The following is a 22,286-nucleotide window of genomic DNA, read 5'->3' on the forward strand; positions in this document are numbered from 1 at the left end:
ATGCCGGCGCCAGATTTTTCGCGAAGTTCTTTAACTTTTGCAGCTGTAATTTCAGCCATAACCGATCCTCATTTCAATAAATGTGATTGATTTAAACTGTCACATGCCCATTGCGAGCATGTGACAATCGTCAAATTATTCAGAAGCCGCTGGTTGTTCAGCTGGTGCTTCGGCTGCTTCAGCAGGTGCGTCTGCAACTGGAAGCTCTTCTACTGGTGCTTCGAGTGCTTCGCCGAGATCTTCACCCTTCAGTTCCATTCCTTCAGAGATACCGTCGATAACGGCCTGTTTGAACAGATCACAATAAAGGTTGATGGCGCGCAAGGCATCGTCATTACCAGGAACCGGATAGTCAATGCCATCTGGGTTTGAGTTACTATCAAGAATACCAACAACCGGAATGCCCAGTTTGTTTGCTTCTTTAACAGCCAGTTCTTCTTTGTTTGTATCAATCACGACGATGATGCTTGGAAGACCGCCCATGTCTTTAATACCGCCAAGAGCCAGTTCCAGTTTGTCACGCTCGCGTGTCATTTTCAGGATTTCTTTCTTGGTCAGACCCAATTCGTCTGAAGAAAGACGCTCTTCAACCGTGCGAAGACGTTTGATTGATTCAGAAACTGTTTTCCAGTTTGTCAGCATGCCGCCGAGCCAGCGATGGTTCACATAGAACTGTGCGCACTGCTTGGCACTTTCAGCAACAACTTCTGATGCCTGGCGTTTTGTGCCAACAAAAAGGACACGACCGTTACCAGCGACAACTTTGCGAACCGCCGCGAGGGCCTGGTCCAGCATAGGAACTGTCTGCTGTAGATCGATAATGTGGATGTTATTTCTTTTGCCGAAGATGTATGGACCCATTTTTGGGTTCCAACGACGGGCTTGGTGACCAAAGTGAACACCAGCTTCTAAAAGCTGCTGCATACTGAAGAGAGGCTGTTGCGGCTGCATAATGCATACTCCTTTTCCGGTTGAACCTCCGTGAGCCTTGGTCCAGAAACATTCTGAACACCGGATGGTCGTTACCAACACAGTAACTACCGAACTCACGTGTGAATTTACAAGGCGGTGTCTATAGCCCTACTTCCAAAGATGCAAGTGAAAAGTGAGCTTTTCCCTTAAATATCGTGAACATCAACAACACCGGGAACATATTTGATCGCCTGACGTATTTCTGGAGAGATATTGTAGGTTTTGGCCAAGTCCAGCTCGACCTCTTTTGAATCGCCCTCAAGGGTCAGGATAAAGGCCACCCGGCCCCGCCCGACGCCACCATTCTGAAGAATATCCGAGACTTGTTTCAACGGACCATCATCATCGATAAAGATCTTGACCCCGTCGCCTGTCTGGGCGGCGACTGTTTCAAGCCGTTGAACTCCTTGCGCTGTCAGTCGGGGTTGTTCGTTATCGACATTGCCAAGGACGTTAATGACAAGAGAACTACCAACCTCCAGAATCTCGCGGCATTGAAACAGTACCTCTTCGAACATTGTGACCTCAAAGGCCCCTGAAGAATCTGACAGTTGAACAAAGGCGAGTGCTTTTCCCTTCTTCGTTCTCAACTGGCGTTTTCCCATAACAGTCCCGGCAAGGCGCGCCGCCGTTTCCGATGCGCCAAGCGATTCCAGGTATGTGGCGCTGCTGCGAACCCCTGCTTTCTCAAGTGTTTTCGCATAAGCATCGAGAGGGTGACCCGATAAATAGAAGCCGATTGCGTCAAACTCGTGCTTCAGGCTTTCCATGGATGTCCAACGGGAAGCTTTTGCCAAACTCGGCGTTACTTCCGCCACCGTGTCGGACCCTCCAAAAAGATTAACCTGTCCGCTGCCCCGCTCTTCTTCTGCTTGCTGCGCATATCGTAAAAGCAATTCCAATGAGGCGAAAACCTGTGCCCTGTCCGCATGCAGGGTATCAAACGCGCCTGCCCGGGTCAGGTTTTCTGCCTGACGTTTATTCATATGCTTAGGATTGATCCGGGACGCGAAATCGAACAGGTCCTTGAAGGGTCCATTTTCATAGCGTTCCTTGACGATGCCTGCCATTGCTTCGCGGCCTACATTCTTAACCGCTGACAAGGCATAGCGTACCGCGCCCTCGTCGCCCTTGAACTCGACAGAAAATTCCACCTCTGAATGATTGAGACAAGGGGGATAAACAGGGATTTTCATTCTATCCAGATCTTGTCGGAATATGTTCAGTTTATCTGTATTGTTCAGGTCCAAACTCATGGACGCCGCCATGAATTCGACCGGATAATTCGCCTTCAGATAAGCCGTGTGATACGACACCAACGCATAGGCCGCCGCATGGGATTTATTGAAACCATAACTCGCAAATTTTGCCACAAGGTCAAAAATATGACTGGCATCCTTCGCCTTGACCCCCTGCTCGACCGCCCCATCACAGAAACGCTCGCGCTGTTTGTCCATTTCTTCTTTAATTTTTTTACCCATGGCACGGCGCAGCAAATCCGCTTCACCCAGACTGTATCCTGCAAGAACCTTGGCAATCTCCATCACCTGTTCCTGATAGATGATCACGCCATAAGTTTCTTCCAGAATATGCTTCAACTTATCATGCAGCAAATTTGGCTCTTCAAGACCATGTTTACAGCGAATATAGGTCGGAATATTTTCCATAGGGCCCGGACGATACAAGGCCACAATCGCGATAATATCCTCAAACGCATCAGGTCGCATTTTTCGAAGCATGTCCCGCATGCCCGAACTCTCAAGCTGGAAAACACCAACCGTGTCGCCACTGGACAACAACTCAAACGTTTTAGGGTCATCAAGCGGGATTTTGGCAAAATCAATGGGAATATTCCGTTTTGCCAGAAGATCCTTGGCCCGGTCCAACACAGTCAGGGTTTTCAACCCCAAGAAGTCAAACTTTACCAGACCAGCCGTTTCCACATATTTCATGGAATATTGAGTAACCGGCATATCAGATCGCGGATCGCGATACAGGGGCACCAGTTTATCCAGTTCCCGGTCCCCGATCACCACGCCCGCCGCATGGGTTGAGGCATGCCGATACAGACCTTCAAGCTGCAGCGCAATTTCAATCAGTCGAGCGACATCCGCATCCGTATCCCGGGCCTCGCGTAATGGATACTCCGTATCCAGTGCTTCCTGAAGGCTCATAGGGTTGGCCGGATTAGACGGTATCAGCTTACTGATCCTGTCAACCTGACCATAGGGCATCTGCAAAACACGACCCACATCACGAATGGCCGCCTTGGCCTGCAACTTACCGAACGTGATAATCTGAGCGACCTGATCATGTCCGTATTTGTCCTGAACATACCGGATCACGCGCTCTCGTTTATCCTGACAGAAATCGATATCAAAGTCGGGCATGCTCACCCGCTCCGGGTTCAAAAACCGCTCGAACAGCAAACCGAAACGCAACGGATCAAGGTCTGTAATAGTCAAGGCCCACGCAACCACCGAGCCCGCGCCCGATCCACGCCCCGGCCCGACTGGAATATCATTTTCTTTCGACCACTGAATAAAATCCGAAACGATCAGGAAGTATCCGGGAAATCCCATCTGGTTGATCACACCGGTTTCATATTCCAGTCGGTCAAAATATTCCTTGTGCTTGGCTGCCTTGACATCCTCGTCCATGTCCGCGGTAAACACTTCTTCTTCCAGACGCTTTTGCAAGCCCTGACGGGCCAATGCTTCCAGAGCCCCGGCTTCATCCCGACCCTCAGAGGAAGAAAAGGCGGGCAGGATGGGATCCCGCGCAGGCGACAACACGGCGCAGCGTTTTGCAATCACCAGCGTATTTTGGATCGCCTCAGGCAAATCACTGAACAGGGCCTGCATCTCTTCGGCAGACTTGAAATAATGTTCCGGTGTTCTTCTTTTCCGCTCCAGATCCCCGACATAGGTGCCGTTGGCGATACATAACAAGGCATCATGGGCGTCATACATTTCCTTTTTTGGAAAAAAACATTCATTGGTCGCAACCAAGGGAATGTCGTGCTCGTAAGCCAGATCTAGCATGAACGGCTCAGTCAGTTTTTCCAAGTCCAGATCATGTCGTTGAATTTCCATATAAAGGCGGCCAGGGAAGATCGTTTTCAACCGAAGCAGATAAGATTCGGCCTCCTCCATCTGCTCGTTCTCAATCAGCTTTCCGATGGGGCCCTCTGCGCCGCCGGTCAAGCAGATCAATCCTTCAGAACAACTCTCCAGATACTCAAGACTGACCTGCGCTGTGTCGCCCGCTTCGGTTTCAAGAAAGGCATGAGAGGTCAATTTTAAAAGATTGTAATATCCAGCTTCATTCTGAGCCAAAAAGACCATGGGATCCGGATCCGGTTTCCTGCCATTTCGGTCAAGCGGTCCGGTACTGGTCACGGAGACCTGACACCCCATAATGGGCTGGACGCCGCCAGAGGGAAAAGACAGTGACATTTCCAGACTACCAAACAAATTATTAGTATCTGTCAATGCGACCGCAGGCATTTTAAAATCCTGACACAACCCTAACAGTCGTTTGACCGGTATCGCCCCTTCGGACAGGGAGTACGCGGTGTGAACCCGCAAATGGACAAAACCGGCATGGGACAAGGAAACATTCTCCATCAGTGACTTTATACGTCCCATTATCACACATCCCTTTTAAAAGATCAGTCCTTGACACCCTCCGTTTTGATAAATTCTTGTGGATAAGTTGCGGTGGCTGGATCCCCAAGCCGCAACCAATCAAACTTCATCCTGTAAAGCTGTGAACAATTTCGGCCCAAAAAACCATGGTCGCCAAAGCACCCCCGAAAACGAGACATTCAAAACCGTTTTTCATCCAATTAAAGTTCGACATTTTCATCTCCATTGTTCTTATGGAGGCCATTTTGTTCTTGTTTTGTTCTTTTGTCAAACAAAAAAAACACCCTCAAATAAAGGGTGCCTAAACTGTTATTTATCAATGTCTTAGAACGCACCCCTATTTTTCGATCAGGCCACATTCCCGCATGACAGCCAAAATATTGCTCAGCGCCTGCTCCACATCCCTTCCTGACGTATTAACGGTCATCTCGGCCCGCGCATATAATGCCTCACGGCTCATCAGGATACTTTTCAATTCATCCATCGCTTCTGGATTGCCCGCCATGGGTCGTTCGTCCCCTTGCCCCCGAACCCGTGACATATGATCATCAGGATCGGCCTTGAGCCAAATAGTGTGATAGTGGCGCAAAAGATAATTGAAGGTTTCCGGTTCCGACACAATACCGCCCGCCACAGCAAGAACGATAGAATCATGTGTGACAGCAATCCTTTCCACGGATTGTTTTTCAAGCCTTCGGTACCCCTCCTGTCCATATAAGGCAATCACCTCATTTACCGGCATACCACTGGCTTGTTCAATTTCCTCGTTCAACTCCAAAAATGGAACGCCAATTTTATCTGCGGACATCCGACCCAAGGTGGATTTACCGGCCCCGCGCAATCCAATGAAAGCAATACGCCGCGACCGCTTTATGGCAGGGTGGTCGGGATCAAGTATTTCCAGCACGCGATTTCGCTGTTCTTTTGTCGACTGCTGCAATAATGACAGAATGGGAAGAATTTCTGAATGGTAAGGGTCTTCTTCGCCAACAAGCCATTCGATTTTATAATCAAGGGCATCGGCCACCCGTCTCAACAAAACAATGGAAATATTCCCAGATCCGGTCTCCAGCTGCGCAAGATAGCGTTGCGACACACCCGAAATATCGGACAGCGCCTTACGGGAAATATTTTTCCGGGACCGCGCCTCGCGAACCCGCTGCCCCACAAGCTCCATAAAAGGAGCCGCTAGGTCGTCTTCAAAAGAGGAAGTCTCTTTCTCTCTTGTGAGCGCTTTACCGCTAAAAGACGCAATTTCATTTTCCATAGGCTGCATACCAAATCGTTCGTAACACGCGAAAAACACTATATTTCAATAGTTTCAACATATAACACGCAGTATTACCGAGGTCATTACTCAATCATCAATGGTTCAATAAGCGACCGTATATCCGGAGGCGCCGATTGCTTTTTAAAACTATCCGCCTCGACAAAAACATTGACAAATGTCCCGGTGAAACAGTCGATCCCGTCCTGACGCCCGATCACCTGAAACGTAACCGAGCTCTCGCCAATTTTGCGAAGCCTCACTTCACATTCCAGTGCAAATCGAGGCGTAACAGGGGAAGAAAAATCAAGACTCAAATGAACAAAAGGAGTTCCAACATTTCGGTCCAGATTTAAACAATACCAATCCTGCCCTACATGCTCCTGCCACCAGGCGTCGATGGCCTCTAGCGCAAAGCATGGAAGCCTGCCGGTATAGGCTATCTTCGCGGGGTCACAATCTCCCCAGCCAACCCGCACCGAATGAATAAAAGGAAGTGCGACCATTTAATCCTCAATATGTTTCCAGATGATAACGGCCGTTTTCCCGTAACTCACTTCGTATATCCTGCCAGTTCAGGCCAGCACTGCTTGCAATGGTTTCAAAGGCCTCTTCAACCCCCTCTTCCATGTCTTTCAGGCCGCACACATAGATATAGGTATGCGGAGAACTGATGAGTTGACTGATCAGCTCGGCTTTTTTGATCATTCGGTCCTGAACATATTCCTTGTCATGCCCTTCCTCGCGGGAGAATACCAGTTCTTTGTGAAGGAAACGATCAGGCACTTTTTTCAAAGGTCCAAAATAAGGAAGCGCATCCGGTGTTCGTGCCCCGAAGAACAACACCAGATTTGCATTACTTTCTGGTGCGATACGCTGGCGACGCATAGTAAATGCTCGGAACGGTGCTGATCCTGTTCCCGTACAAATCATCAGTAAGTTCGCCTGAGGGTCATTCGGCATCAGGAAGGTCGCACCAAAAGGACCAGTAACCTTGACCTTATCGCCCTTTTTGAGGTCACAGACATAGTTGGAACAGACGCCGTTTGTTTCGCGCTTTACAGTCAGCGCGATATTGTTTGTGTTTGGTCGCTCGCCATCGCGGGGGCTGGAGAGTGAATAAAGGCGTGGCAAATATGGCATCCCACTTTCATCCGTACCGGGAGGCGTAATTCCAACACTTTGACCTTCAAGAACAGGAAAGGTTTGACCGCCCATATCCAGAATAATGTGCCGCACATCATTGTCGGACTGTTCATTGGTCAGGCGAAAGTTTCCCTGTACTGTCGCTTCTGCAGGATTTCCCAGATTGAACAGGTTCACCGTCGGTTTCGATGCACTTGGCGGTGCAATGGCTTTCCCGCCTGCCCCTGCATGGGCTTCGGCCAGCAATGCTTCAATAGACTGATCAAGCGCCTCAATACTGCCGCCGCCATCCTTATCAGAAATCTCTTCCTGTTCGGGCAACTCCATCCAGAAAAACTGATCTTCCAGACTGTAAGGGGTTGTCACTACCCGCCAGTTATCGATCGACCCGGTTGGGCATGGCGCAATACAATCCATACAAAAATTACATTTTGTAAAGTCAACAACCACATTGTCATCATTATGCGTTATGGCATCAACAGGGCATGCATCTTCGCATGTGTAACACCGGATGCAGACTTCAGGATCGATTACATGTTGCTTCTGAGGAGTGCTCATAAGGTGATCTATTCCCTATTTCAGAGATGCATTGAGGACCGAGAGGCCCGGTCCTCGACTTTATCTATCTGTTACGAGTCGTGCAGCTGTACATATTCAAAGTCGCCCGGCTTATTGTCAATTCCAATACGGGGCGGTGCTATCCAGCCTGCATATTTCCCGGCCTCAAGGCAAGGCTTCATCAGGGATTGGATATAGGCTGCATCATCTGATGAGGGCAGCCACTCATCCCGGCGGGCATCATATTCTTCCTGAGAAATAATGTCACCGGCAGGCGTTGTCCGTACAGACGCAAATTCACCGATCTGGCGATGGAATGCCTGATGTGGAATGGTCATTTCGAACTGCACACCGGTTTTGGCAATCAGCGCATTCCAACGTTTCACACCACCAGCCGCATCTTTGATATAATCATCCCGCAGACGCATATTGATCGCTGACAATGCCGGAACCTCTTCCAGCGTAATAACCCCGTTTTGCAAGCGAGTTACCGGGTATGTGCTGTTTTTCAACTGATGGTCATCATCAATTTTGGTTTCCTGAAAACGACCCTTAATCCCAGCATTAAAGGCATTTGCCGCGTTCGTGGAAACTTCTGAACCAAACAGGTCCAAAGACAACGTATAATGAAAATTCAGTTTTTTCTGAATGGTTGGAAGATCAATCACACCCAGATTACGTACAGCATCGATATCGTAAGGATCTTCAATGCCCGCCTCTTTCATCGCATCACAGGTGCGCTGAATGACCCGGCCAACGCCTGTTTCACCCACAAACATATGATGGGCTTCTTCTGTCAGCATGAAACGGCAGGAGCGTGACAATGGATCAAAGCCCGACTGCGCCAGACTTTCCAATTGCATTTTACCATCCCGGTCAGTGAAATAGGTAAACATGAAAAAGGACAGCCAATCCGGTGTTTCTTCGTTGAAGGCACCCAGCATCCGTGGGGCTTCTTCCGATCCGGACTGCCGGCGTAATAACTCGTTGGCTTCTTCACGGCCATCACGGCCAAAATATTTTTGTAACAGATACACCATTGCCCAAAGGTGACGCCCTTCTTCGACATTCACCTGAAACAGGTTCCGCATGTCATACAAAGACGGGGCCGTTTTCCCCAAAAAGCGTTGCTGCTCGACAGACGCAGGTTCCGTATCGCCCTGAATAACGATCAGACGACGCAACATGGAACGGTATTCGCCGGGCACTTCCTGCCAAACAGGTTCACCGTAATGTTCACCGCACGGGATAGTTCGGTTTTCAACCTGCGGCGACAATAGAACGCCCCACCGGTATTCAGGCATCTTTACATACCCAAATTTTGCCCAGCCTTTTGGATCGACACTCACCGCCGTCCGCAGATAGACCTGACTTTCATGAAAGCCGCTTGGTCCAAGATCTTTCCACCAGTTAATATATCCCGGATGCCAGCGTTCCAAAGCTTTCAGAACACGTTTATCCGTCGACAGCCCAACATTATTGGGAATTTGTGTATCGTAACTCACATTTATCAGATCAACCATATCATGTTCCTCAGCCTAGTCAGTTATATCAAGTGGCACTGCCACACATCTTTTTTGTCGGATATTGCCTTAAACGCGGCGCATATCATATTCACCCCGAACACCGGTTCCGTAGCGTTGCAACGCACCACTTTCACCCACCGCATTCGGCCGCTGGAAAATCCAGTTCTGCCAAGCGGTCAAGCGCCCGAAAATCCTGGTTTCCATGGTTTCCGGACCAGCAAAGCGAAGATTGGCTTCCATTCCGGTCATTGCATCTGGCGAGAATTTTGTTCGTTCTTCCAGAAAAATGCGGATTTCATCTTCCCAATCGATATCATCGAACGAGTAAGTTACAAGCCCTTGCTCTTCCGCATCCTCAGCGTCAATTAATTGACCTTTCCGTTTCTCTACCATCGAGACCTGCGCCGGATCTCCCAGGAAACGGGTCTGCAATCGTGTCAGGTCATTGGACATTGGATAAGGCCCGAAATTACCATCTGTCAGCAAAATGGTCGCTATTGGACGATTATCGCCCTCAAACTCACCTTCTGCCATATAACTGCGATCGACTGAAAACAGTATTTCAGCCAGCATGCCAGCGTAACAGGACCCCGGTTCCACCAAGGCAACCAATGACCGGGATGTTAAGTCAATGCGTTTTAAAACCCGTTTCCAATAAAGAGAAATTTCCTTGGCAAACCAATGGTCCTGATTGTCCAGAACCAGTTTTTCGTGGGCTGCGACCTGCTCAGGATCTCCCTGTGTAGAGAATAAAAGAACGCCAATTTCAAGCTCGTTGAGCCGCAATTGAAGGATCGCGTCATCCAATTCACGGGAACAACGTAAAATCCAGGCATCTGCCCCCTGATCCAATAACTCTTCCATTGATTGTGGGACCGTCGATTTTGGACCGGTAATATGGATTGTGGCCGTTCCCGCATCACGGTCGATTTCAACCTCAACCGTTGAGTAAACAAGATTACCATTATCTTCGATCTCGCGGGCCAACGGTGTCAAGGCAACACCCTTATCCGCAGGACCCCGATTTGATTTTTCTGCAAAAGCCAAAGCTCTTTCTTTTACCGTTTCATCAAATTTGGAGTTGGCGAGCACTTCATCCACCAAATTCCACTTTAACGCACGCTTTCCCCGAACACCTTCTTCGAGAGAACAGAAAACATCGGCCAGATCACGGCGCACCTTACGTTTATCTGTGACACGCGTAAGGCCGCCCGTTCCCGGAAGAACAGCCAGAAGCGGAACTTCAGGAAGCGCGACATTCGAAGAACCATCGTCCGTCAGCATGATATAGTCACAGGCCAGAGCAAGTTCATAACCACCACCGGCACAGGCGCCTCTTATTGCGCTGATATAATGCTGCCCGGATTCTTCACCTGCTGCTTCAAAAGTGTTGCGTGTCTCATTGGTAAATTTACAGAAATTCACTTTATGGGCATGCTCTGCACCACCCAGCATGCGAATGTTTGCACCCGCACAGAAGACCTTTTCCTTGCCAGATTGAAGCACCACTGTTTTGACTTCCGGATGTTCAAATCGCATCCGCTGGACGATATCGGCAAGTTCAATGTCGACCCCCAGATCATAAGAGTTGAGCTTAAGCTCATAACCGTCAAACAGGCCCCCATTTTCATCAACATCCATAAAGAGATTGGCAATCTCGCCATCATACTCAATCCGCCAATGGCGATAAGATGTCGGATCTACCTGAAAATCGATGCGCTTGCTCACAACTGTTCTCCTCTAGCGTTTAGCATTATGCATAATAATGCATTAAAATGCCGATTGTCCAGAAAAATCTCTGTCAAATTTGTCAAAACAATAGACTGTTTGTGCATTATATATCATTCTACGATTTAAACTCTTCAAAAAAGGGGATGATATCCGTTAGTCTTATCTGGTATATGCTTTCACCTTTTCCCGAAAAGGCCTGCTCCAGCAATGCCCTGGACAATTCCCCCAATCGCACTGCCGCCGCAAATCTTCCCAAATCCTTTTTAAGTTTTGCATTGGTAAGCTGTATCATCGCCTGCAGAAAAAATTTTTCAGCACTGTTTGGTTGACATTCCAGCCACACGCTTTCCCAAACCTCATGGGCCTCCCAATAGTATCCCGCTTCAAAAAAAACGCATCCCAACAATACCTTCTCCTGCGATTTCAGCGAGACCTGATCCTCCCGATCCAAGAAAAGCTTAATGGCCTGCTTCGTCTCAGCGTGAATATGGTCCCGATCACCCACACGTCGATGCATTGGGCCTTGCGGCAGGATATCTGCAGCCGAATAAGGCGCTTTCTTAGCCAGTAATGTCATTTATTTTCAATGACCTATTCTGTTATCTTGAATGAAATTCTTTATCGCATGCACGACATCTTCTGGCTTTTCCAGATGCGGACTGTGCCCACAATCTGGCAGCATAAAAACAGTACCATCGCCGGGCAACTCTCTCTCAAATGCTTCAACCTGCCGGTACGTGCCATACTCGTCCTGCGCCCCCTGTATCATCAATACCGGCACGGTAATGTTGCGCACGGAGGACAGGATCTGCCAACTCATAAACTCTGGATCAAGCCAAGCTTCACACCATCCATAAAAGGCACCATCAATATCTGAATGATATTTTGCAAGCCTGCCTTTCAACCCGCCTTGCTCGAAAGCCTCTTTTATCAGGCGTATGGACGCCACACTGATATCCTCTGCAAAAAAATGAGGGGCAATCAATACAATCCCGGCCAGGTGCGGATCCGAACAGTCCCCTGCATACAAGGCGCCGATGGATGCGCCGTCACTATGCCCAATAACCACATAGCGCCGGGCCCCAACGAAGGAAATGACTTTCGGCAACCACTCCGCAGCCTCGACATTCATATAGTCAAGCGCGCGGGGCAGTGTTATCGGATCAGACCGTCCATACCCCTGCCTAGAATAAGCAAAAACCCCAAATCCGAGGCTTTTTACTAACTGAAGCGGAAAGTCCCGCCACAAGTCAATACAGCCCAACCCTTCATGTAAAAGAAGGATCGTCGGCGCTTCAGTGGGGGCCGGGCCATAGCACCGCCCCTCCAAAGACACACCGTCCACTTCAAAAGTAAAGGGGTTTTTGGTTTGCCAAATCACATCAGATCCTAATGAGACCGTAGTTTAAAGCGTTGTACTTTTCCGGTGGCTGTTTTTGGAAGATCGTCGACAATTTCGATCCAGCGTGGATATTTCCATTTGCCAACGGCCTCCTTCACATGCTCTTTCAAACGGTCTTCCAACCCTTCCTTGATGACACCGTCCTTTAAGACGACATAGGCTTTTGGTTTTTCCAGATCGTTTTCATCCATCGCGGCAACAACCGCGGCTTCCAGAACATCTTTATGGGTAACCAAAGCCTGCTCGATCTCAAACGGGGACACCCAGATCCCGCTGACCTTGAACATATCGTCTGTCCGCCCACAATAAACCAGACGGTCATCCGCCTGCTTTTCATACTTATCGCCAGTTCGGGTCCACACACCTTCAAAGGTGGCGCGGGTCTTGTCCCTTTGGTTCCAGTATCCTTCAGCAGCCGACGGCCCGTTCACCAGAAGTTCACCGATCTCGCCGACGCCAACTTCGGCACCGGTTTCATCAACCAGCCTAAGCTGATACCCCGGGACGGCTCGACCGGAGGTTCCATAAAGAACATCATCTGGTGCATTAGACAGGAAAATATGCAACATCTCCGTCGATCCGACGCCGTCCAGAATATCAACACCAGTCGCCGACTTCCACTTGCGACCGATTTCAGCGGGCAAAGCCTCTCCAGCCGAGATACAGCAGCGCAAGCGGTCCATTCCTTCAGGCACATTTTCTGCCATTGCCGCGACGAGCGCGGCATAAAGAGTCGGCACCCCGCAAAACACGGTGGGATTTGATCGCCTGATTACATCAAACACCGTGTCCGGTGTCGGCCGCCCTGGAAACAGGACGGTTGTCGCCCCCACCGACATGGGGAACGTCATACCGTTCCCAAGACCATAGGCAAAGAAAAGCTTGGCAACCGAGAAAACCACATCATCCGCGTTAATCTTGAGGGTTTGGGCGCCATAGGTATCTGACGTCGCCCGAAGGCTGCCATGTACATGCCGAACCCCTTTGGGCTGCCCGGTTGATCCTGACGAATACAGCCAAAACGCACATTCATCTGCACTCGCCTGCGCCGTTGGGCTTTCCGGAAGCATCGCCAATTCATCCTTGAAAGACAAGAATTCATCCTGCGGTTCACCAATAACAAAAACGGATTTCGGATAGTTCCTGCCCTTTAGTATAGGCTTAACCACATCCAGCAAAGCCTCAGAAACAAACAGACTTTTAGCTTTGCTGTCATCCAGTATCAGGGCATATAGATCCGCAGCAAGTAGCGTATTTACCGGAACCGGTATGACGCCCGCCTTAAGGCTTCCCCAAAAAATAATGGGAAACTCAATAACATCATGGGTTAGCATGACAACCCGGTCTTCCGGCTGGATATTATATTTCTCGAACAAAGCTGGCATCTTACCAGATTGCGCACCGAGTGCCGAATAGGTTAAGGAACGCCCACCATCAACCGCCTCGGTAAACGCAACTTTTTCAGCCGCAGCCCCCGTGGCATGACGGTCCACAAAATAGGCGGCCGCATTTTCATTGACTTGCCCCAACTCTCCATCCTCCCAGATTTGGCTTTTAATCTTACATTAAACGGCCAACTTTATCCCTGCTTATATGCAGGATTTCTTTTTCTGCATTATTATGCCTTTCAGGAGAAATAATGCAAGATTATCGGAGGATATTAGACATAAAAATACCGTTATCTGACAATAAAATGTTTATTTTCAGTATTTTAAACATTATTTGTCAGAAAAAACATCATGTGCAATATAATGCTTACGATGAAAAGAGGGCGACCAACTGTTCAGAAAATATCGCCCAAAAGCAATAACGGACTATTCTTCTATCAGCCTGTGATCCCGAACATGAACAATCCGGTCCATTCTTTTGGCCAGGTCCCGGTTGTGGGTTGCGACAAGCGCGGCAACATTGTGCTGGCGAACAAGGTCCATAAAGTTTGCAAAAACCAATTCAGCCGTCTGCTCATCCAGATTACCCGTTGGTTCGTCCGCAAGCAACAAGGCCGGATCATTGGCCAAAGCACGCGCAATAGCAACACGTTGCTGCTCCCCGCCGGAGAGTTTCGCAGGGCGATGGCTCAATCGATGCTCCAACCCCATTTTTGTCAACAGGGCGGTTGCTTTCTGCTTGGATACAGATCTGGAAATGCCTGCAATCAAATTTGGCATCATCACATTTTCCAACGCCGAAAACTCCGGAAGAAGATGATGGAATTGATAGACGAAACCAATTTTATCGCGGCGCATTTCGGTTCTGCGCTTATCGGATGCTTTTGTACAATCAGTCTGTGCGATTATCACGCGCCCACTGGTCGGAGGCTCAAGTAGTCCTGCAATTTGAAGTAACGTCGACTTGCCAGCACCGGATTGGCCCAACAAAGCGACAATCTCACCCGGTTTGATTTGCAGGTCCACATTATCAAGGATCTCAAGCGTCTCGGGCCCCTGCTTGAAGGTCCGACCTACTTTTTCCAGCTTTAAAACAGGATTACTCATAACGAAGCGCCTCTACCGGATCAAGACGCGCGGCCCGCCATGACGGATAAATCGTTGCCGCGAGGGAAATGACAAGCGCCATGATAACTACGGTTGTTACCTCTGCCGGATCAACTTTTGCAGGCAGGTTTGACAGGAAATAAATCTCGGCGGAAAAAAGTTCGGCTCCGGTCAGTCCTTCAATCAGGTTTTTGATCTGATCAATATTGGCGCAAAAGCCAAGCCCCAGTAAAAACCCGAACAGGGTACCAATAACACCAACACTCGCGCCTGCAATGAAGAAGACACGCATAATCATACCACGGGTCGCCCCCATGGTGCGCAAAATGGCGACATCCCGCCCCTTGTCCTTCACCAGCATGATCAGGCTAGAAATAATGTTAAATGCGGCCACAAGAATAATCAGGGTCAAAATCAGGAACATAACATTCCGTTCAACTTCCAGAGCGTTGAAGAAGCTGGCCCGTGATTGCTGCCAGTCATAAATGTAGGCCCGAACATTCACCGCATTAATAATATCTGATCTGAGGGCAAGTGCCCGATCCGGATCGGTTGCAAAAACCTCAATGGAGGTTACCCCTTCGCCATGCTTGAAATATTTCTGAGCGGCCGAGAGGGACATAAACACATACCCGCTGTCATATTCATACATTCCCGTATTGAACAGACCCGCGACCGTATAGGTTTTCACTCTGGGAAAGGTGCCAAACGCTGTGGAACTGCCTTTTGGCGACAGAAGCTTGATTTTATCTCCCGCCCGAACCCCAAGGGAGCGAGCAAATCGGTGCCCAATAATAACGGCTTTATCCTCAGAAAATCCTTCAAGGGAGCCGGAAACAATATTCTTCGACAGCAATTCCAGCTTATCCAACTGATCCGGCGCCATCCCTCGTACCAATGCGCCACTGGCGTTTTTACCTGCCGCCGCCATTACCTGTCCCTGAATAAGCGGTGTTACCCGCACAATATCTTTCAGGGCAGACAATCGGGCCACCAGCGGATCATAGTCCACTAATACGCCGTTTTCAGCCGCCTTGATTTCATAATGACCGTTCATTCCGAGAATTCTGTCCAGCAGGTCTGCCCGAAATCCGTTCATTACAGACATGACGATGATCAGAGTGGCTACGCCTAATCCAATCCCGAGAAATGAAAATAGGGCAATAACAGAGATAAAGCCCTCTTGCCTGCGCGCCCGCAAATACCGAAGCGCCATCGTCCATTCAAATCGGGAAAACACGGTCTATCAGCCCACCATTTTGGTCAGCGCATCTTCGGGGCTTAATTCCACTTTTTCCCCGGTCGCGCGATTTTTCACTTCAAACACACCAGATTTTAGTCCGCGTGGTCCAATTGTCACCTGCCAAGGAAGACCGATCAGATCCATCTTTGCAAATTTTCCGCCTGCCCGGTCTGAAGTATCATCATAAAGAACCTCAACACCCGCTGCGGTCAACTTCTCGTAAAAAGCATCACACGCAGCATCGCACGCCTCGTCACCAGACTTAAGGTTGATCAACCCAACTTTAAAGGGGGCAACTTCTTCAGGCCAGACGATACCGTTCTCGTCGTGACATGCCTCGATAATGCCTCCTACCAATCGGGAAACCCCGATACCGTAGGAACCCATTGAAACCGTGACATCTTTTCCATCAGGACCGGCAACACTCGCGCCCATAGCTGCTGAATATTTTTCACCAAAATGGAAAATATGGCCAACCTCGATCCCCCGCCGGGTAACCAGGTCACCCTCGGAAACCGTGCAGGTCTTCGGGTCATGCATATCATCTGCCGCGGCGTAATAAGAAGTCCAGTTATCCACAATTTCCTGTAATTCCTCAGGACTGTGGTCTTTCTCTTCAGGTGTCGCCAGTGTCAGAATGTCTTTGTGATAGAAGACTTCGCTTTCACCGGTTTCCGCAAGAACGATAAATTCGTGGGACAGGTCGCCGCCAATTGGTCCTGTGTCTGCACGCAGTGGAATGGCTTGCAAACCAAGCCGCGCATAAGTCTTCAGATAGGCTACGAACATACGATTGTAGGCGATCTTTGATGTTTCATAATCCAGATCGAACGAATAAGCGTCCTTCATCAAAAATTCGCGACCGCGCATCACTCCAAACCGCGGGCGGACTTCATCTCTGAATTTCCACTGGATATGGTAGAGGTTAAGCGGCAAATCCTTATAGCTTTTCACGTTCGAGCGGAAAATGTCTGTCACCTGCTCTTCGTTTGTTGGGCCATACAGCATTGAACGATCATGACGATCAGTGATACGCAGCATTTCCTTGCCGTAATCGTCATACCGACCCGACTCCTGCCACAAGTCCGCCGGTTGGATTGTTGGCATCAGAATTTCCAGAGCACCTGCTTTATTTTGCTCTTCGCGAACAACTTTTTCGATATTTTTTAGAACCTTATGCCCCAGTGGCAGCCATGAGTAGATTCCCGCGGATGATTGTTGGATCATTCCGGCCCGTAGCATCAACCGATGAGAAACGATTTGTGCTTCTTTTGGATCTTCTTTCAATGTTGGCATAAAATAGCGGGAAAGACGCATTGGGTCCTCGTGTTCAAATATGGAAATACCGAATTTAAACGGACCCGGTTCAGGGACCGTTTTTTCTAACTTTTATAGGGATTTCGCAAGATTGCAAGGCATAAGGCGCGCATAGGTTCGCTTAAGGCTTGCTGTATCGTTTTTTGCATTCTTCCGCGATGGCATGGATCGCCGGATCTGCCAGTTCCTGACCATTAAATGTCATGCGCCCGGACAGCAGATTGTATTTCAGCGTTCCGATATAAGCCTCGGCATTTTCAAGACCGGCAGGCGGATCTGTCAGTAAATCGGAAAGCGGCAGATTTAGATCAATGACGATGTTTTCGGGCAGAACCAGTCGGTTGTCCTGTAAGTCTGCTGGAGCCACCAGGTTCCCATCTACATCGACACCGGGTTTATAGGTAACGTCCTGCTGTGCGACATATTTTTGGATATGAGAACAATCTTCTTTGCTGACTGTGATCGTTGCTGTTTCGGCGGGTGCGTCGCTTTTTTCCACTGTTTCAGCATGCGCGATAAAAGCTACGGATGCCAAAAGGATCCATAACTGCCAAACAAAAAAGGTCCGTAGCATCATTCAACCTTCCCAAGAAACAGGTGTATTGAACAGCATACGGACATTTTCATAAAAAAGCCTGAAGAAAACGAAATCAGTTCTCGATCAAAGCCCGATAATCAATCAGGTCAAATTCTAGGGTCGACCAAAAGGCGAGGAATAACAGAGCCGTTACAAGGGTCGTAATGGCGAATTTCCTTAATATCCTTGGCTGAACCGGCGCACTTTCCACTGTGCCCGGTTCAATTTCAGTATTCTCATCTTCAAGTTGGGAACGGACCCCCCATGGCAGAACCATGAAAAGAACGACCATCCAAGTAATTGAAAAGACAACGATACCACCAACAATGGTCATAATATTCAGCCTTTAATTAAACCTGTTCCAACTCGACAAGGGTCCCGTTGAAATCTTTCGGGTGCAGGAACAAAACTGGCTTTTTGTGAGCGCCAATTTTAGGCTCTCCGCTTCCCAATATACGGGCGCCCTGTTCAACAAGCTTGTCGCGAGCCGCCAGAATATCTTCAACTTCGTAACACACGTGATGCATTCCGCCGGACTTATTCTTTTCAAGATATCCAGCAATCGGCGACCCCTCTCCCAGCGGGTGGAGAAGCTCGATCTTTGTATTGTCCAGCTCCACAAACACAACGGTAACACCGTGATCCGGTTCTGCCTGAGGGGCGCTCACTTTAGCGCCTAATACGTCCCGGTAGGTTTTCGTTGCCGCTTCCAGATCCGGTACAGCGATAGCAACATGATTTAAACGACCAATCATTTTCTTATTCCTTGTGATCCGCTTATTTACTTTATGTTCGTTTGTTAGCTTTTACACATCTTCTTCAATTCGCACAACATGCACATCGGTTATTGGCCGTCGGCCTGCAAGTTTCCGAAAGACCTTACGAATGGAACGTCGTGCGGTTTCAGCGACCTCATCGTCCCTCAGTCTATTCGGTTTTGACATTTCATAATGACGCGCCAGAATTTCTTTCTTTAAATCTGCCTGCAGATCTGGAAACAGATCCACATCAACAACACCCCGCAGATTAATCACCGGATCTTCTGTAATTTGACCCGCCTCATTGATAATGATCAACGCATTGGCGGCCCCGTTAAAAATCATGCGCCGACGGGTAGACAGAAAATCACCGTCCATAGGGGTCATTCCGCCCACATCCACGGCGAAACGGCCTGAAGGCACAGTTCCAACGATAGACGCGTCGCCGGGTGCCAGCTTTAGGACATCGCCATTTTTAATTTCAACTGCCTGCGACACTCCCAGGGATAGTGCCAATTCACAATGTGCTTTCAAGTGACGGGCTTCCCCATGAACCGGGATCGCGATTTTCGGCTGAACGGTCTTGTACATCTGTTCAAGTTCTGATTTGGCCGGGTGGCCGGAAACATGCACAAATTCATCTGCTTCAGTGATCACATTGACGCCATTTTCCGTCAACTGATTATGCAGCGCATAGAGACTTTTTTCATTGCCGGGGATCACCTTGGACGAAAAGATGACTGTATCGCCCTTTTCCAACCGGACATTCTGGTGATCATTCCGGGCAATCCTTGCCATGGCGCCGCGGGTTTCCCCCTGGCTGCCTGTACAGAGAAGCAGAACACTTTCACGGGGCAGATACCCCAGATCCTTTTCATTCAGAAAGGGCGGTATGTCATTCAAATATCCAGACTTTTTTGCAGCTTCAGTCATTCTGTGCAAGGATCGTCCGACAAGCACCACATGCCGCTGATGTTTTTCGGCAATGGCTGAAATGGTCTTAAGGCGTGCAATGTTGGAGGCAAAGGTTGTTATCGCCACACGTCCCTGTTTAAGCGTGCCCAGCAACGTATCCAGACTGGCCTGAACATCCCCCTCAGAGCCAGAGGTTCCGCTTTTAAAAACATTTGTGGAATCGCATATCATGGCAAGGACATCATTAGAGATGTCCCCCATTTTACTCATGTTACTTTCCGGGCCAACGACCGGATCAGGGTCCAGTTTCCAGTCACCACTATGCAACACCTTGCCATGCGGCGTTGTAATCATCAAAGCCTGCATTTCCGGAATTGAATGGGTTAGATCAACGAAATCCAGATGGAAATCACCGATTTGAATGGAACTACCGGGGGAGACGATATTGACAATAACGTCATCCTCCAAGCCTTCTTCGACCAGCTTATTGTGTAGTATTTGCGCCGTGAAAGGGCTGGTATAAACAGGACACTGAAACTGACGCCACATCCGGGCAACGGCACCGACATGGTCTTCATGCGCGTGGGTCACAACAATCGCCAGCAAATCAGCACGTCGCTCGGCAATCCAGCCGGCATCCGGCACAATGAGGTCAATTCCAGGAGCCCGCTCATCCGCAAAAGAAATACCACAATCAACCATCAACCATTTGCCATTACAGCAATATAAATTGAGGTTCATACCAATTTCACCGCTTCCTCCGAGAGGGAGGAAATGCAGGCTATTATTAAAATCCATAAAAAAACCAATACTTAGAGGCGCAGAAAGGAATAACTAGCAGTAACAGGTAAAAACAAAAAGTCTGAAATTCAGGAAGAGCCCAAGTTTCGCAGGCTTATAAAGGGTGGCACCATATCAATTTCCGGCAAATGCAGCCAATCCAGAACGGCTTGTGAATTCTTGATAACGTTTATATCAAAAATTTTATATTCGCTGTTATCTTTACCAGTGTGTGAATTAAACATGCGCGCAACACCATGGGCCAATGTCGTATCGACAAGATAGGCCCCTCGAAAACTCACATCAGAATGTTGAATTGTCAATTTTTTGGCCGCCAAAAATCGTATGTCGTCAGGGCTTAGGTCCAAAGAACAGCCAGAAACATCGATCAAACGGTTCAGACCTCTGCGATAAGCACTATCCTCCGCCACGGCCTTGTTACCGTTCATTAAAATTTCTTTTGTCAAAACGCCGTAGTGCTTTACGAAAAAGCATTTGGCTTCGTTGACTATAGAATACTCAAAACCTGAATTAATCACACGCCCACTCAAAATTTAAATATCAAAATTTTTATATATTAGCATTAACCTTAATCAGGACTTCATACAGAAATCGGTTGTAAGACACAAACTAAAAAGGCTACAGGACTATAAAAAGGCTATCGGATGGCCAAAAAATCCGGAAACAAATAATCGTTCCCCAAAGAAAGTGCTTTTTTAACGTCAGCACCTAAATTCGGCGCGTCCGCATACAGAATAAGGTAGCGCACAAAATCTTCATCAAGCAAACCGCTTATCACGCGTCCAAAACCAAACGCCAATGCACTATCTACGATAAGTATTTCTGTATAGGTCCCACGCAGGGCCGATTGTTCTTTTATGTAACCAGCAACGGCCCGTATTCCAGCCGGATCAATCTCAATGCTGCATCCTGTCAAATCCAGAACTCTGTTCAATCCCGGTCGGTGATCAGGGTGAGCACCAGTATCATTTGATCTTTCCCGCAAGCTATCAAAGGTGATCGACCCGTAATGTTTAATAAAAATACAGTTGGCAATCAGATCAATTTTATAGTTGTAGCCAGTTGTCGCCATAAACCATTTACACACAATTGTTGTTGGTTGGGAACTACTTTCTTATAACCACTTGATATACAATCATAATCACAAACTATTACAGCTTGTTTTTATGAAAAATCTCGACAAGACCACTTAGGGTTAAATCTTTGTCAATAAAATCAATATAATCCGTATGCCGCCCAAAAAGGCTTGCCAATCCCCCGGTTGCGACTGTTTTCAACGGCAACCCGTATTCTTCCCGGATCCGGTTGATCAGTCCTTCAATCATGCTGATATATCCCCAGAATATACCTGATTGCATACATTCCAGAGTATTCTTACCGATAACCTGCCGAGGTTTTTCTATCGCAATTCGAGGGAGTTTCGCCGCGGCGCTGTGAAGGGCGTCCAGGCTCAAATTAACGCCAGGGGCAATAATCCCCCCAGCATAATTGCCCTGCTCATCCACCACGTCCAAAGTTGTTGCCGTCCCAAAATCCAAAACGATAAGAGGTCCGCCGTATTTAGAATGCGCCGCCACAGCATCCACCAGACGATCAGCGCCTGCTTCTTGAGGATTATCAATTTGTGGGGTCATCCCCAAGTCAACGTTAGGCTCACCAATCACTAACGGTGTACACCCAAAATACCGTTTGCACATGCCCTTCAAGTTGAAAAGTGCACCGGGCACAACGGTTCCGATGATGACATCTTTTATATCGATAAGCTTAAGGTCATCCAGTGCCATCGACTGGCTTAGCCAGACACCATATTCTTCGGCTGTACGGGTTCCTGATGTCGCAATACGCCATTCATTAACGAGACTTTTTCCTGAAAAAGCAGCGAAGGTAATATTTGTATTTCCAACGTCAATTGCCAACAGCATGAGAAC

At 48.5% G+C, this 22,286-nt stretch carries 20 protein-coding genes; all 20 read right to left on the reverse strand.

Annotated elements, in window-relative coordinates; translation table 11 throughout:
• Nucleotides 1–135: 135 nt before the first annotated feature.
• A complete protein-coding gene (gene rpsB / locus ACJAYR_RS11545; protein ID WP_415236746.1) occupies nucleotides 136–951 on the reverse strand; it encodes a 30S ribosomal protein S2 in 816 nt (271 codons plus the stop codon).
• Between the two features lie 167 nt (nucleotides 952–1,118).
• On the reverse strand, nucleotides 1,119–4,622 hold the full coding sequence (gene dnaE / locus ACJAYR_RS11550) for a DNA polymerase III subunit alpha (protein WP_415236747.1): 3,504 nt from the start codon (nucleotides 4,620–4,622) through the stop codon (nucleotides 1,119–1,121).
• A gap of 337 nt (nucleotides 4,623–4,959) precedes the next feature.
• Complete coding sequence (locus ACJAYR_RS11555; protein ID WP_415236748.1) at nucleotides 4,960–5,889, reverse strand: helix-turn-helix transcriptional regulator; 930 nt, start codon at nucleotides 5,887–5,889, stop codon at nucleotides 4,960–4,962.
• A gap of 86 nt (nucleotides 5,890–5,975) precedes the next feature.
• Nucleotides 5,976–6,395: an acyl-CoA thioesterase gene (locus ACJAYR_RS11560; protein ID WP_415236749.1), complete on the reverse strand. Its 420-nt coding sequence runs from the start codon at nucleotides 6,393–6,395 to the stop codon at nucleotides 5,976–5,978.
• A 7-nt stretch (nucleotides 6,396–6,402) separates the two neighbouring features.
• On the reverse strand, nucleotides 6,403–7,593 hold the full coding sequence (gene boxA / locus ACJAYR_RS11565; RefSeq protein WP_415236750.1) for a benzoyl-CoA 2,3-epoxidase subunit BoxA: 1,191 nt from the start codon (nucleotides 7,591–7,593) through the stop codon (nucleotides 6,403–6,405).
• Nucleotides 7,594–7,664: 71 nt separating this feature from the next.
• Nucleotides 7,665–9,116, reverse strand: coding sequence for a benzoyl-CoA 2,3-epoxidase subunit BoxB (gene boxB / locus ACJAYR_RS11570; protein ID WP_415236751.1), 1,452 nt, complete (start codon nucleotides 9,114–9,116; stop codon nucleotides 7,665–7,667).
• A 69-nt stretch (nucleotides 9,117–9,185) separates the two neighbouring features.
• Nucleotides 9,186–10,847, reverse strand: a complete 1,662-nt coding sequence (boxC, locus tag ACJAYR_RS11575; protein ID WP_415236752.1) for a 2,3-epoxybenzoyl-CoA dihydrolase — start codon at nucleotides 10,845–10,847, stop codon at nucleotides 9,186–9,188.
• 118 nt (nucleotides 10,848–10,965) lie between these two features.
• Entirely contained in the window at nucleotides 10,966–11,427 is a 462-nt protein-coding gene (locus ACJAYR_RS11580) for a DUF309 domain-containing protein (RefSeq protein ID WP_415236753.1), read from the reverse strand.
• A 6-nt stretch (nucleotides 11,428–11,433) separates the two neighbouring features.
• Complete coding sequence (locus ACJAYR_RS11585; protein ID WP_415236754.1) at nucleotides 11,434–12,231, reverse strand: alpha/beta fold hydrolase; 798 nt, start codon at nucleotides 12,229–12,231, stop codon at nucleotides 11,434–11,436.
• Nucleotides 12,232–12,239: 8 nt separating this feature from the next.
• Nucleotides 12,240–13,781 (reverse strand): benzoate-CoA ligase family protein, encoded by a 1,542-nt coding sequence (locus tag ACJAYR_RS11590; protein ID WP_415236755.1) that lies wholly within the window; start codon nucleotides 13,779–13,781, stop codon nucleotides 12,240–12,242.
• A 285-nt stretch (nucleotides 13,782–14,066) separates the two neighbouring features.
• Nucleotides 14,067–14,747, reverse strand: a complete 681-nt coding sequence (locus tag ACJAYR_RS11595; protein WP_415236756.1) for an ABC transporter ATP-binding protein — start codon at nucleotides 14,745–14,747, stop codon at nucleotides 14,067–14,069.
• Nucleotides 14,740–15,963 carry a lipoprotein-releasing ABC transporter permease subunit gene (locus ACJAYR_RS11600; protein ID WP_415236780.1) on the reverse strand — a complete coding sequence of 408 codons (1,224 nt, stop codon included), beginning with the start codon at nucleotides 15,961–15,963 and terminating at the stop codon, nucleotides 14,740–14,742. Before ACJAYR_RS11600 ends, ACJAYR_RS11595 begins: the two co-directional genes overlap by 8 nt.
• Before the next feature lie 30 nt (nucleotides 15,964–15,993).
• Nucleotides 15,994–17,307 (reverse strand): proline--tRNA ligase, encoded by a 1,314-nt coding sequence (proS, locus tag ACJAYR_RS11605; RefSeq protein WP_415236757.1) that lies wholly within the window; start codon nucleotides 17,305–17,307, stop codon nucleotides 15,994–15,996.
• 121 nt (nucleotides 17,308–17,428) lie between these two features.
• Entirely contained in the window at nucleotides 17,429–17,884 is a 456-nt protein-coding gene (locus tag ACJAYR_RS11610) for a hypothetical protein (RefSeq protein ID WP_415236758.1), read from the reverse strand.
• A 73-nt stretch (nucleotides 17,885–17,957) separates the two neighbouring features.
• Nucleotides 17,958–18,218 carry a DUF1467 family protein gene (locus ACJAYR_RS11615; protein ID WP_415236759.1) on the reverse strand — a complete coding sequence of 87 codons (261 nt, stop codon included), beginning with the start codon at nucleotides 18,216–18,218 and terminating at the stop codon, nucleotides 17,958–17,960.
• A gap of 16 nt (nucleotides 18,219–18,234) precedes the next feature.
• Nucleotides 18,235–18,639: a methylmalonyl-CoA epimerase gene (mce, locus tag ACJAYR_RS11620; protein ID WP_169545602.1), complete on the reverse strand. Its 405-nt coding sequence runs from the start codon at nucleotides 18,637–18,639 to the stop codon at nucleotides 18,235–18,237.
• Between the two features lie 51 nt (nucleotides 18,640–18,690).
• Nucleotides 18,691–20,355 (reverse strand): ribonuclease J, encoded by a 1,665-nt coding sequence (locus ACJAYR_RS11625; protein WP_415236760.1) that lies wholly within the window; start codon nucleotides 20,353–20,355, stop codon nucleotides 18,691–18,693.
• A gap of 71 nt (nucleotides 20,356–20,426) precedes the next feature.
• Nucleotides 20,427–20,786, reverse strand: coding sequence for a hypothetical protein (locus ACJAYR_RS11630; protein WP_415236761.1), 360 nt, complete (start codon nucleotides 20,784–20,786; stop codon nucleotides 20,427–20,429).
• Nucleotides 20,787–20,995: 209 nt separating this feature from the next.
• Nucleotides 20,996–21,430: a hypothetical protein gene (locus tag ACJAYR_RS11635; RefSeq protein ID WP_415236762.1), complete on the reverse strand. Its 435-nt coding sequence runs from the start codon at nucleotides 21,428–21,430 to the stop codon at nucleotides 20,996–20,998.
• Between the two features lie 79 nt (nucleotides 21,431–21,509).
• Nucleotides 21,510–22,280, reverse strand: a complete 771-nt coding sequence (locus ACJAYR_RS11640) for a type III pantothenate kinase (RefSeq protein ID WP_415236763.1) — start codon at nucleotides 22,278–22,280, stop codon at nucleotides 21,510–21,512.
• Between the last annotated feature and the right edge of the window lie 6 nt (nucleotides 22,281–22,286).

The sequence above is a fragment of the Sneathiella sp. genome (genome assembly GCF_047631475.1).
Taxonomy (GTDB): domain Bacteria; phylum Pseudomonadota; class Alphaproteobacteria; order Sneathiellales; family Sneathiellaceae; genus Sneathiella.

Coding starts and splice junctions, on each gene's coding strand:
- rpsB (WP_415236746.1), bottom strand. CDS start 951: ATGCAGCCGCAACAGCCTCTCTTCAGTATGCAGCAGCTTTTAGAAGCT.
- dnaE (WP_415236747.1), bottom strand. CDS start 4,622: ATGGGACGTATAAAGTCACTGATGGAGAATGTTTCCTTGTCCCATGCC.
- ACJAYR_RS11555 (WP_415236748.1), bottom strand. CDS start 5,889: ATGGAAAATGAAATTGCGTCTTTTAGCGGTAAAGCGCTCACAAGAGAG.
- ACJAYR_RS11560 (WP_415236749.1), bottom strand. CDS start 6,395: ATGGTCGCACTTCCTTTTATTCATTCGGTGCGGGTTGGCTGGGGAGAT.
- boxA (WP_415236750.1), bottom strand. CDS start 7,593: ATGAGCACTCCTCAGAAGCAACATGTAATCGATCCTGAAGTCTGCATC.
- boxB (WP_415236751.1), bottom strand. CDS start 9,116: ATGGTTGATCTGATAAATGTGAGTTACGATACACAAATTCCCAATAAT.
- ACJAYR_RS11580 (WP_415236753.1), bottom strand. CDS start 11,427: ATGACATTACTGGCTAAGAAAGCGCCTTATTCGGCTGCAGATATCCTG.
- ACJAYR_RS11595 (WP_415236756.1), bottom strand. CDS start 14,747: ATGAGTAATCCTGTTTTAAAGCTGGAAAAAGTAGGTCGGACCTTCAAG.
- ACJAYR_RS11600 (WP_415236780.1), bottom strand. CDS start 15,963: ATGGCGCTTCGGTATTTGCGGGCGCGCAGGCAAGAGGGCTTTATCTCT.
- proS (WP_415236757.1), bottom strand. CDS start 17,307: ATGCGTCTTTCCCGCTATTTTATGCCAACATTGAAAGAAGATCCAAAA.
- ACJAYR_RS11610 (WP_415236758.1), bottom strand. CDS start 17,884: ATGATGCTACGGACCTTTTTTGTTTGGCAGTTATGGATCCTTTTGGCA.
- ACJAYR_RS11615 (WP_415236759.1), bottom strand. CDS start 18,218: ATGACCATTGTTGGTGGTATCGTTGTCTTTTCAATTACTTGGATGGTC.
- mce (WP_169545602.1), bottom strand. CDS start 18,639: ATGATTGGTCGTTTAAATCATGTTGCTATCGCTGTACCGGATCTGGAA.
- ACJAYR_RS11625 (WP_415236760.1), bottom strand. CDS start 20,355: ATGGATTTTAATAATAGCCTGCATTTCCTCCCTCTCGGAGGAAGCGGT.
- ACJAYR_RS11630 (WP_415236761.1), bottom strand. CDS start 20,786: ATGAACGGTAACAAGGCCGTGGCGGAGGATAGTGCTTATCGCAGAGGT.
- ACJAYR_RS11635 (WP_415236762.1), bottom strand. CDS start 21,430: ATGGCGACAACTGGCTACAACTATAAAATTGATCTGATTGCCAACTGT.
- ACJAYR_RS11640 (WP_415236763.1), bottom strand. CDS start 22,280: ATGCTGTTGGCAATTGACGTTGGAAATACAAATATTACCTTCGCTGCT.